8 protein-coding genes are annotated in these 12546 nt (G+C 33.5%); 4 read left to right on the top strand and 4 right to left on the bottom strand.

What is annotated here, in order from left to right; all coding sequences use genetic code 11:
* The first annotated feature begins 736 nt into the window (after positions 1–736).
* A complete protein-coding gene (locus ACXAHM_RS04600) occupies positions 737–1537 on the top strand; it encodes a DUF2608 domain-containing protein (protein WP_474959231.1) in 801 nt (266 codons plus the stop codon).
* Between the two features lie 111 nt (positions 1538–1648).
* Here the strand turns inward: ACXAHM_RS04600 and ACXAHM_RS04595 are convergent, their stop codons facing one another.
* Positions 1649–4420, bottom strand: coding sequence for a triple tyrosine motif-containing protein (locus ACXAHM_RS04595; protein ID WP_474959230.1), 2772 nt, complete (start codon positions 4418–4420; stop codon positions 1649–1651).
* Between the two features lie 129 nt (positions 4421–4549).
* Here ACXAHM_RS04595 and ACXAHM_RS04590 point away from each other — a divergent pair, with 129 nt between their 5' ends.
* Positions 4550–5095, top strand: coding sequence for a hypothetical protein (locus tag ACXAHM_RS04590; RefSeq protein WP_474959229.1), 546 nt, complete (start codon positions 4550–4552; stop codon positions 5093–5095).
* Between the two features lie 27 nt (positions 5096–5122).
* Here the strand turns inward: ACXAHM_RS04590 and ACXAHM_RS04585 are convergent, their stop codons facing one another.
* On the bottom strand, positions 5123–6649 hold the full coding sequence (locus tag ACXAHM_RS04585; protein WP_474959228.1) for a CotH kinase family protein: 1527 nt from the start codon (positions 6647–6649) through the stop codon (positions 5123–5125).
* Positions 6650–6787: 138 nt separating this feature from the next.
* On the opposite strand from ACXAHM_RS04585, the gene gcvP reads away from it, so the two are divergent.
* A complete protein-coding gene (gene gcvP / locus ACXAHM_RS04580) occupies positions 6788–9694 on the top strand; it encodes an aminomethyl-transferring glycine dehydrogenase (protein WP_474959227.1) in 2907 nt (968 codons plus the stop codon).
* Positions 9695–10210: 516 nt separating this feature from the next.
* On the opposite strand, the gene ACXAHM_RS04575 is transcribed toward gcvP, so the two are convergent.
* Positions 10211–10750, bottom strand: coding sequence for a transposase (locus ACXAHM_RS04575; protein WP_474959226.1), 540 nt, complete (start codon positions 10748–10750; stop codon positions 10211–10213).
* Positions 10751–11185: 435 nt separating this feature from the next.
* On the opposite strand from ACXAHM_RS04575, the gene ACXAHM_RS04570 reads away from it, so the two are divergent.
* Complete coding sequence (locus tag ACXAHM_RS04570) at positions 11186–11788, top strand: hypothetical protein (protein ID WP_474959225.1); 603 nt, start codon at positions 11186–11188, stop codon at positions 11786–11788.
* Between the two features lie 9 nt (positions 11789–11797).
* Here ACXAHM_RS04570 and ACXAHM_RS04565 read toward each other — a convergent pair whose 3' ends face one another.
* Entirely contained in the window at positions 11798–12241 is a 444-nt protein-coding gene (locus ACXAHM_RS04565) for an energy transducer TonB (protein ID WP_474959224.1), read from the bottom strand.
* Between the last annotated feature and the right edge of the window lie 305 nt (positions 12242–12546).

Raw genomic sequence — 12546 nt, 5'->3', positions numbered from 1 at the left:
AAAATAATTTTAGGAAGGAAATACTTCTCATCTTTCACTGAAAGTCATTTATTTTGGAAAGTTTAGGGTGTAATCTTCCTTACTATTCGTGGTTTCAAACTAATAGACTTTACTTCGATTTTAGCTAGTTCCGATTGACACTTTTCGGTCTGATACACGGAACAGTGATAGTCGTTAATGTAGAATTTTCTCATCAATAAGCAACATGAACCTATCAAAGAATAAATGTCTAAACACATCAATTTTAGTAATTATAAACTTATGTATTTATGTTGCTTTGGTGTATTCATCGGTGTTGTTTCAATTTTTAGTTTTTGGGAATGGAGCTAGTGCAAAATCACGACCATTTAGTTATGAATTAGTGACAAGTATACATATCATTATTTTATCTTATTTGGTAGTAAAAAGAAACAGATTAGATTTTCTATATGTAATTCTATCCATCTTAATATTCTATTTTTGGTTAACGAATTAGATATTTTTTAAAATCAACAGATTTCTTCAAAATATAAGACACAAGTGACGACTTCGTTTTAACACTTTCGGCTTGATGGTGAATTGTGTTTAATTTCAACTATTCCTAAAAGTTATATAACATTTCCTGAATTTTTAGTTAGCGATTATTAATACATTACTATTTTATTCTATTATTTTCTTTTCATTAATACCTTTATAATACGAAAGATTTGAAGACCTAATGTGTTATATATTAGGAATAAAGTACAACTATAATTTTATGAAATTCTTAAAAATACAATTGATCACTTTTGTGCTTTCAATGCTCATTAGTACTGTTTATGCACAAGATGATACGCTAATTCCTATACAGACGGTAAGTGATAGTATTACCTTTAAAAAGATCATTAAAGAAATAAAATCAGAGCGTGATGCTTTGTTTGTTTTTGATGTGGACAATACGCTGATCATTACAAATGAAAATAGTTTTGGTAGTGATTGGTGGTATACACAAACGAAAAAACATCCTGAGTTAAAATTAAATATCTCTAATGATTGCCTTTTTGGTGTTTTAACGCCATTATTTTATTCTACTTTCAATGCAACGGCTTTGTTTGATGAACAACCTCAGTTGGTGGATGGATTAGGAAAAGGAAAAAGCAAAACGATCGCGGTGACTTCAAGGTCATTCACACCGAATATCGCTGCTTCTACAGAATTTCAATTGACAAAAAATGGCTATACTTTTCTAGAGACAGATTCTGCTACTTTAGGGCCACATGTGATCTTAAAGGACAATGTAGTCTATACTAGAGGGGGCAACAAAGGTGAAATTCTTTTGGATTATGTAAAGAAGAACAAGTTCAAGAAAATCTACTTCTTCGATGATTCAGATTTCAAAACCTTTGATGTGCAAAAGGCTTTTTCTGGAACTAAGTTCGATATCAATATTTACCATATGACGATTGCTCCAAAAGTACCTTATACGGAAGAGGAAATGAAAGAGATGGAGAAACAACTTTGTAATCTTATCGATTTCATTAATACTTTGGGTAAAACTCCATGCGAGTGTAATGACTAAGCCATTACATGTGTAATCAATTAAAAAAGGTTCTTTTATACGATGATATAGAAGAACCTTTTTTGATGTAATAGGGTGTAGTTTATTACTCTGTTGCTGTTGGAAGTTTGATCAAATACCTAAAATTCTATCCAGCAAGTTTTCTCCGTGTTGGATATTCATTTTCTTTCTTAAACGGTAACGACTTTGTTCTACACTTCGGACAGAAATATTAAGTGTATTGGCAATTTCTTTACTGCTCAATTTCATTTTGAGATAAGCACAAATTTGTACATCCCGATGTGTCAGTTCTGGATATTTCCCTTTTAGCTTTTCGAAGAAATTGTCATAAACTTGATCAAAACGAATACTGAATTCATCCCAATCGTTTTCAACATCCGTTGCTTCGTCGATCTGCTTGATGATCTTTTTGAGATCTTTATCTTTAGAGGTAGAATACTTGTCAGAGAGGGCTTCTTTTATGGATTGAAGACCTTGATTTTTTTGCATAATGGCCATCGTAACTGCTGCTAGTTCTTGGTTTTTATTTTTGATTTCAGATTGCAACGCTTCATTTTTTAGCTTATCAATTTCTTCTTTAGAATCCACAACTTCTTTCATCAGTTTGTATTCCATTTCTTGCATTTCACTGGCTTGTTTGATCATCAAATACTTCTTTTCTCTTTTCGCTCTATGACGAACCAAAAGGATAGAAAAAGTGAAGAAAGCGACAAACAAAAAGACGTAAATACTATACGCCCAAAAACTTCGATACCAGGGTGGTAAGATATGGAAGGTATAAGAAGTTGGGGTTGAAAGTTGGTTGTTTACATTTTTACTTTGCACAAAAAAAGTATACGTTCCTTCATTAAGAAAAGAATAACTCTTAGTACTTTGATTCGACCAATTGGACCATCCTTTATCAAACCCTTCCAAATAAAAACGATATTGATTGTAATCGATATTTTTGAAATAGGGTGTAGAAAATGAAAACTGCAAACTGTTGTTTTCAAATTCAATATCATTCTTGCGTTGGTATTGTTGGTGAATTGTTTCCGATGAACGTTGCTCACCTACTTTTACCGAAGTAATATAAGTGGTGAGTGGTTGGTGTTGACGTTGATACAAATAGTTGGTAAATAGTGCATATCCTTCTTCCAACCCAATGATATATTTATTTTGATCATATTCATAAATAAACTCAAATCCCGCGACAAAGCTCCCCAAAAAGTTATTATTGACATAAGAAAAGTTGTGAGAAGAAGTCGTGAAGTTCTTTTCAGAAAGTAACCAGAAATTATTACGAGCATCTATTTTAAGGTACTTAATATGGGTAGTATCATTGACCAAAAACTCTTGTACATTGGTTGAATGATGAAAGGAGTTTTGCTGTTCATCGTAGGTATAGACGCCTTTTAATGTCCCAACATACAAGGACTCCTTGACCTTAAAAACATTGTTGAAAATAGAAGAAGGAAGGCCATTTTCATGATTATAATAGGTCACATTTGAAAAACTTTTTAAGGAAGAGGATAAAGTGCACTTGTAGACTCCCTTATAGCCGTGAGACATCCATATTTCTCCATTGGCTAGTTGAATGAAAATCCTTGCAGTAATATCTAACCCTTCTATCAGAGGAGAGATTTCACCGTTCAAATTCATTAATCGAAAGCCTTTATAAGTTCCTAATAACAACTGACCTTTAGCAACTCTCAAAGGTTGTCCATTCCAAATTCCTTCTTCCGCGAAGAGGAGTTCGAATGTATTCTTTTTTAAGATAGAAAGACCTTTATTGTGTGCAACAAACAGTTGATTATTCCATTCAAAAATATTCCATACTTGATCATTGATTCCGGCAACTTTTTCATGTTGATGAGCATTCGAAGACCTTTTGTAGATGCCTTGGTTAGTACCGATGTAAAATTCATTTTTAAACAAATGAGCATCATAAACCGAGGGCGTGAAATGTATATTTCTAGAATAATAAGAGACATTTGAAAAGAGATCAATCTTTGCGATCCCATTGTCTAATGCACACCAAAGTTCATTGTTTTGATCTTGAAAGAGCGCCAAAACAGTATTATTAGCCAATCCATTTTCTTTATTGTAATGTGCTTTGATGTTTCCCTTTTCATCTAAAATATAGACTCCGTTGCGTACCGTTCCAATGGCAAAGTGAGCATTGTTCTCAAAATTATTTAATGAGATCACAGAGTAAATACTAGCTTCTATGATTTCCTTTGTTTTTTCAGGATAAAAAGGTTTTGTATTGTCTTTATGATGGATGAAAATACCATTGTCTTTTGTAAATAAAAGAAGCTTTTGTGGTTGAATAGTCCCAATAAATTGATAGGGTGGGTGTTCATTTTGAAAATCTAGGGATGCAGATGAAATTAATTGTGTTCCCACATTAAATAAAAACTCTCCAGGATAATGCGGTATTTTTTGAAATACGTTGTGATGATATCGGTAATCATTTTGAAAAGAATGAAAAACAATACTTCCATCTTGTTCTTTAACAATATCCCACACATCTTCAAAGTCGATGGTATGCAATCGATCCGACAAAGAATGAAATGTCAATCTTTTTTCACCTGTCAAAGGAAAGTAACCCATAATACCTTGTCCACCTACATAAATGGTATCGTATGTATAGAGTAGCGAGCGTACAATACTTTTATTGGGAAGAGGGTATCTATTCCATTCTTCACCATCAAATTGTAATAATCCATGATTGTTCCCAAAGTACATTAAACCCTCTTTGTCTTGGACAATATCCCAACTTTGTGGAAGGGCACCATATTCATTTTTTTGAAAATTACGAATACTAGGCAGCTGAGAAAGTTGTTGTGCACATAAATTAGTTACGAATAATGTTAGTATTAAGAGTAGTATAGTTTTCATAGAAAGATGTAATGTCATTTATCTCATAAGATATTGACTTTTTTTGTGATATAAAAAGTGTCTTTCATATTATGGATAACATTTCTTCTCAACTACATTTGCACTATTTATTACATTAAAATTTAATGGATGTCTACTTATCTCAATAAACAAAAGAAATTAGTGAAAATAAATTTATGGATTAATTCAACTGTTTTGATTGCTTCAATTTCGTTGTTTTGTTTGATAGATACTGAATTTTTAGAAAATGATGATTTAGAAACTATACACGGTACCTATCAAGAACACATTCAAACGCAGAGAAAAAGCGGAGGTAAATATCAATTTACTGATGACTATGTACTTCTAAATTTAAATGAATATGATGAGACATCTTTTGAAATAAAAGGATTAGATTATCTGGAATCCATTGATACTAATTTAAATTTAAATAAGGAGAATACAGTTACAGTTTGGATTAAGAAATCTGATCATAACTTTCAGAAAAAGAATATTAGAATGTTTGGGTTGATGATTAATGATGAATTGATTCTCAATAAGAAGGAGGAAATAAGGAGCAATAATATTGATTATATTCTAGGTAAACTATTTTTGATTTTTATGTTTGTATTCTCAATCTTCAGAATTATTTTTTCTGTCAAAAAAATAAGAGCTAATCAGAGTGTATATCTCTAATAAGGTATAGAAGTAAAATGAATCAAATTATAAAATCACTACTTTTTTACCAGGTAATTTAATCCAACTTCTTTGTTGATTTTCGATCTCAACAGAAAGAACATAAGTACCTTTTTGAACATTATCAATGGAGAGATCAATGATGTTTCCTGATTTCTTACTCCAACGTTTTACGGTTTGACCATTAAGACTTACTAGTGTAATCAAACATCTTTTGTATGGTATTTCAGCTAACTCTACAATCATATGATGACTTGTAGGGTTAGGATAAACTTTAATTTCAGATTGAGTAATTTCTGAATCTAAGTCAGTCACAATAATTTGATTATTTGCTGATTGAACTCTTGTTGAAATATAGTCTTTCAATCCATATTCTACATGTCCACCTACTGCTTCATCAAAAGCGATATCAAAATCATCTACAGTCCATCCATAATTGGATGTGTATTCAGTGTCAAAGACAACATAAGGGCGTAGTAGATTATGTTGTGTATTGAAATAAGGATCTAAAATTTCATTATTAAAAGTCAAATCAATAAACGTACGCAAATAAGCATTGTACTCATTATTATACTCGGGGTCATTTAAAATTTTCTTAGCTAATGGACGAGCTTCTATCGGATGCATCCAATGATTCAAATCTCTTGTCCCCCAATCAATACCAATCCAGTCGATACCAAAAGTATTGTCTAAATCATAAGGAATATAAGTCCATTTATTTGTAGAATTATCCCAGTAAATCAGGAAGTTATTCTTATTGTAGGTATAGTTATCCCAATGTCCAGAAAGTTGCTCAATCGCTAACGTTTTAATATATGTTTTTATATCAAAATTTTTGTCAATGTAGCGATGAAACTCCTCATTTGTCAAAATATTGATGCTATCTAAGAAAGAAGACAATTCATTTCTATGGTCTTCATCACCTTCCTCTTGCTCATAAATATCGTCATCAAGATAGATATTTGGGTCGTTTACAAGGTCAGCACCATAACTACATTTGTATAGTTTTCCCTCCTCATTTTGGAATCTTGACGCCAAAAATAAATCATCAATTTGCTCAGTATTAAGATATAAGCCAAAATATTCTCCATTAATATAAAGGGCAACATGACTTGACCTTGCGGCAGGAATTTCTTCTTCTCTAAACATTTTCAAGAGCGACTTTTCCCTAGAAAGTGTAGGGTCATTGTGTTCTGCTCTTAAATTAAATTTTTTCTCTTCATGAAATTCTCTTCCTTTAATAAACTTGTTAAATGATAGCTTAAAGGACTTTTTGGGGGCATATCGAGAAGTATTTCCTCTTAATCGAATACCGACATTATGTAAAGAATCCGTCAGATTTGAGTTTTCAAATTCAAAAATACAGTTTTTATATTCACGATTTTCTTCATTTCCAGGTGCTAATAAAAAAGCAAGATCATCAGCGTCCATCGTAATATTTACGCGACTTACCTCGTCTGAAGGAAACAAAATTCCATCAGAAGGGTTAACACTTTGAGCAAGTGTTATAAAATATGAAAATAAGAGACTTATTGTCAGTAAAATCCTTTTCATTAGTAAGTCTAAGTTTATTTCGTAAATAAAGTTAACTATATTTGCCGTGCTATTGCAGGGAAGTAGCGGGCTCAATTTACCACTTCTTCTATTAACCTGCAATACAAGATGTTAATTACCACAACACAACCATAGTCGATGAAGATTGATTTAAACAACTTCGAGCGATTTGAGGCAAGGCACAACGCGCCCAACAATACTCAAATCGAAGAGATGCTGCAAGCGTTAGGGGTTTCAGATATTGATGAACTAATCGCACAAACTGTCCCTGAAAAAATCCGCCTAGAAAAAGGGTTGGATCTCCCAGAACCATTAACTGAATACCAATTCCTTCGTCAATTCAGAACAATTGCGGAGAAGAACAAAATTTTCCGTTCTTACATTGGTATGGGCTATTACAATACGATTACACCTCCTGTGATCTTACGTAATATCATGGAAAACCCAGGATGGTACACTGCCTATACTCCTTATCAAGCGGAGATCGCACAAGGTCGTCTGGAAATGCTATTGAATTTCCAAACAATGGTGACTGATCTTACAGGTATGGAATTAGCTAATGCTTCTCTATTGGATGAAGCAACCGCTGCAGGTGAAGTCGTACACATGTTCTACGGAGCAAGAAAGGGAGCTAAAAAGAAGCAAGCCCACAAATTCTTCGCTTCAAACGCTTGTCACCCACAAACTTTAGATCTTCTTAAAACACGTTGTACTCCAATTGGCGTTGAGTTAGTCATTGGAGATGTTGCAGAATTAGATGTAACAGACCCTACATTATTTGGTGTATTGGTTCAATATCCAGATACAAATGGTGGTATTTCTGATTACACTGATTTTATTGCTGCAGCACACGAAAATGGTGTTTTAGTGGCGATGGCTTCAGATCTTCTAGCACTGACAATTCTAAAAGAACCTGGTAAAATGGATGCTGATGCCGTAGTAGGTTCAGCACAACGTTTTGGTGTTCCAATGGGATACGGTGGACCTCATGCTGGTTTCTTAGCGACAAGAGATGCTTACAAACGTCAAATTCCAGGACGTATTATTGGTGTTTCTAAAGATAAGGACGGTAATGAAGCTTATCGTATGGCATTACAAACGCGTGAGCAACATATCAAGCGTGAAAGAGCAACTTCAAACATCTGTACTGCACAAGTATTATTAGGTGTTATGGCAGCTGCGTATGCTATTTATCATGGACCTGAAGGTTTAAAAACAATTGCTTACCGTACACATGGTATGGCTAATCTTTTTGTAAAAGGAGTAGAGCAATTAGGTTTAGAAGTAGTCAACAAAGATTACTTTGATACAGTAAAAATCAACACAACGCCTCTTCAAGCGAAAGCAATTCGTCTTTTAGCTGAAGAAAGAATGACTAACTTCCGTTACTTCGAAAATGGAAATATTGGTCTTTCAATGAATCAATCTACAGATATTACGCACATTGCAGATATCATTGATATCTTCCAAGATGCATTGGGATTAAATGTAGCTGTGGATGTTCAAGCGTTGGCGAACAATATAGAAGTTGCAGTTCCTGCTTCTTTACAACGTGATTCAGAATTCCTAACACATCCTGTATTTAGTGCTTATCACGCTGAACACGAGATGTTACGTTATCTGAAACGTTTAGAGAACAAAGATCTTTCATTAGTACACTCCATGATTTCATTAGGATCATGTACAATGAAATTGAATGCAACAGCGGAAATGATTCCTGTAACTTGGCCAGAATTTGGTCAATTACATCCATTTGCACCAAAAGAACAAGCACAAGGTTACCAAGAAATCTTCAAAGATTTGGAAGCTTGGTTGTGTGAGATCACTGGTTTTGATGCGATGTCATTACAACCAAACTCTGGTGCAAACGGTGAATATGCAGGTCTATTGACAATCCGTGCTTACCACGAAGGACAAGGTGAAGGGCATAGAAATATTGCTATTATTCCTTCTTCTGCTCACGGTACTAACCCTGCATCAGCAGTGATGGCAGGTATGAAAGTAGTGATTGTAAAATGTGATGAAGCAGGTAACATCGATGTGGAAGACTTGAAAGCGAAAGCAGAGCAACACAGCGAAAACCTATCCTCATTGATGATCACTTATCCATCTACTCACGGTGTATTTGAAGAGTCGGTAGTTGAGATTTGTCAAATTATCCATGACAATGGTGGACGTGTATATATGGATGGTGCCAACATGAATGCCCAAGTAGGATTAACTTCTCCTGCAAACATTGGTGCTGACGTTTGTCACTTGAACTTACACAAAACATTCTGTATTCCTCACGGTGGCGGTGGACCAGGTGTTGGGCCAATCGGTGTAGTAGCTGATCTTGCTCCTTACTTACCAGGACACGCTGTGATTGATAACAATGTAGGAGAAAAAGCTTCTTCAGCAGTTTCAGCAGCACCTTGGGGTTCTGCAAGTATTCTTCCGATTTCTTATGCTTACATCCGAATGATGGGAGCAGAAGGATTAACGAATGCTACAAAAATTGCCATCTTGAACGCAAATTATATGCAATCAAGATTAAAAGAGCACTATCCTGTATTGTATGTAGGTACCAACGGACGCAACGCACACGAGATGATCGTGGATTGCCGTCAGTTTAAACCAGCAGGTATCGAAGTGGAAGATATTGCAAAGCGTTTAATGGATTATGGTTACCATGCGCCAACAGTATCTTTCCCTGTACCAGGTACATTAATGATCGAGCCAACGGAATCAGAAAGCAAAGCAGAAATCGATTTATTCTGTGATGCAATGATCTCTATCCGTCAAGAAATCCAAGAGGTAATTGATGGCGTTGCAGATCCTATTGAGAACGTAATGAAGAACGCTCCACATACACAGGCAATGACTATTACTGAAGAATGGACTTTACCGTACTCAAGAGAGAAAGCGGTTTACCCTCTTCCTTATGTTAAAGCCAACAAGTTCTGGCCAACAGTACGTCGTATCGACAGTGCTTTTGGAGATAGAAACTTAGTCTGCTCATGTATTCCTGTAAGTGATTACGAAGAAGCTGAAGCAGAAGCTTAAATTTTAATTATTACATTTTGATTTAAGTACCTTTTTAGACACTAAAATCCCTTTCTTGAGCAATCGAGGAGGGGATTTTTTTTGTGAAATGTAAGTGGTTCGTGAGACACGATAAATCGTGCCTCTACAGGGGTATTCTTTCAATTTTTGTTCTACTTTTTTGCGTCTGAAATGATATATTTAAAATTAACTACCTACTTTATTTTGAAAAACTATAGCTGTAGAGGCACGATTCATCGTGTCTCACGTAAGTTTAGAGCGTTTTCAAGAGGTAGTTTTATGAGTTTAATCTCACTTTTTAATTGAAAGTTTTTTGTAAAATGTAAGTGGTTCGTGAGACACGATGAATCGTGCTCTACAAGTGTTATCCTTTCAATTTTTGTTCTACTTCTTTGATTATGAAATGATGTAATTAAAATTTAGTACCTACTTTATTTTGAAAAACTATAGCTGTAGAGGCACGATTCATCGTGTCTCACGTGAGAATAGAGCGTAAAATAATGTAACCTTGTCTTATTATAGTTGAATTCCCTTTTTGCCTTTAATGTAAAACTTATCTTCTTCCCATTTTTCAGGATTATGTTCGATATAATTTTGAATTCTAATGAAAGAATCTTTATCTCTTATTATATGGTCATGATAATTAGGTTGCCATGAAAAATAAGGATTAAATTTTTTCACCTCATAACTGTATCGCGCTTTCAACCATCTAATGATTTTTGGAATCCCTTCTTTATTCATAAACTCTTTTTTATTCATAGGTTCTATATTATTATTAGAATCACTTTGATAAATACTTAAAAGAAGGTGAATGTGGTTTGGCATAATAACAAATGCATTTAATTCAACGTAAGGAAATCGTTCATGTATTTCAGTTATGAGGCTTTTTAGTAGGTATCCTTGCTGGTTCAAAAGCATTTTACCATTGTGGACAGATCCAAAGTAATAAGCTTGATTTTTAGTATTAAATGTGATGAAGTAAGAACCTTCTTCGGTGTAATCTGCATTTTTGTATCTATGAGAAGAAATAAGATATTTACCTTTAAATTTATCCATTTTTTTGAATCGTTAATGCTAGTTTTTAGTGTTTTAACCTCAAAATATGTTCCGGAAATGTATGTGGTTCGTGAGACACGATAAATCGTGCCTCTACAGGGGTATCCATTCAATTTTTTGTTCTACATCTTTAATCCTGAAATGATAGAATCCTAATTTAGTATCAACTCTATTATGAAAAACTACCGTTGTAGAGGCACGATTTATCGTGTCTCACGTTAGTTTAGAGCGTTTTCAAAAGGTAGTTTAATGTTTTTGATATTCCATTTAAATTGAAAGTCTTTTAGAAATGCAATTGGTTCGTGAGACACGATGAATCGTGCCTCTACAGGGATATCCTTTCAATTAGTTGCTCTATGAAGATATTACTTATACCATATAGCATCATCCATTATTTTCCCTTAAATTAGATTTATACCTTTAAAATATCATGATATGAAAATCCAAAAATCACAATTTGATCAACTTGAAAAAATCATTGAAATTACTATTCCTGATGATATTAAAGCTTATTATATAGATCAAGATAGAGAAGAAGATGAATTCATGCGAACTGTTCTAGGGGTGATTGATGAGATAATTCCAGCTTCATTTGTTATTCAGATTGATGAATCTTTTGCTGAAGAAATCGTTTCTAAATACCATCAATTAGAGGAAAGTCAGTTAAGTTTTATAATGGAAGAAATAGAGTTGAATGATAAAGAGAATTATCGATATTATGATAACTTACTTTCCTATCTATTGTTGGATGGTGTCAACCAATATGATGAGAAACAGGATCGTTTTGTACTTACTTTTTTGAATGATATTTATCAAAATTTACCTCATAAAGAAGAAGCAATAAAAGTGATTTTTGTTACGCAAAATCAATGTGGTGGTTGGAAAGGAATTATCCTCAAAGGAAAAAATATTGGGTATGTAGGAAGTGGATTTCATGGAGAAAACCAAGAAGTAGAGGTAGATGGTAATTTTTATCCTTACAATAGCAACTTGCTAGAAGGAACAGAAAAAAGCTACCTTGATAGTTTACCAAAGTAGCTACTTAAATTACATTAATTTAATAGGTAACACAATATTGCTTTCTATTGGTCTTCCGTGGTAATATGCTGGTGTCCATGTACCAATTACTTTAAAAAAGACATAATGTATTTTATCATCGATACCATTCCCAATTCTTGATAATGGTATGACATTGTATACATTTCCTTCTTTATCAATAGTAAATGAAATGTGTACTTTCATATTCATATTTGGGTCAATTCTTTCACCTTTAAGAATATCATATTTTTGGAAACCTTTGTATAATCCTTCAAACCCATCAGGTCGAGTTGCTACAGTATATACATGATCATATCTTTTGATGCCAACTCCTGATCGATTAAAGCCTATTTTGAACTTCCCATTTTTAAATTCTTCTTTGTAGAGAATTTCACCTTGACTGTTGTATCCGATCCATTCTCCATCTTTTTTGCTATGCTTTAACTTTCCCATTTCAATAAGGTTATTTTCTACATCAAACCTTTTGAAATGACCATTTCCATCCTTTACTATTTGTTTTCCCTCTAAGTCAAAAGCCTCATCATATAGAGTGTCATATTTTTCAAATCGACCTTTATATTGAATTTTCCCATTTTTAAAGAAGCGTGTTATTGTACCTGATTCTTTTGTTTGTCCATTAAAAATTAATTTCTCTTTTATACTCCCATCAGAGAATAAAATATGTTCTTCTGTTAGAATATTTGTTCCTTGATTATAATATTCTTTCTTTAGTAATAATGTACCTTTTCTGGTGATAT

This window comes from Flammeovirga sp. AWQ4_249, assembly GCF_056161045.1.
This window is presented reverse-complemented; position numbering and strand designations above follow the sequence as displayed.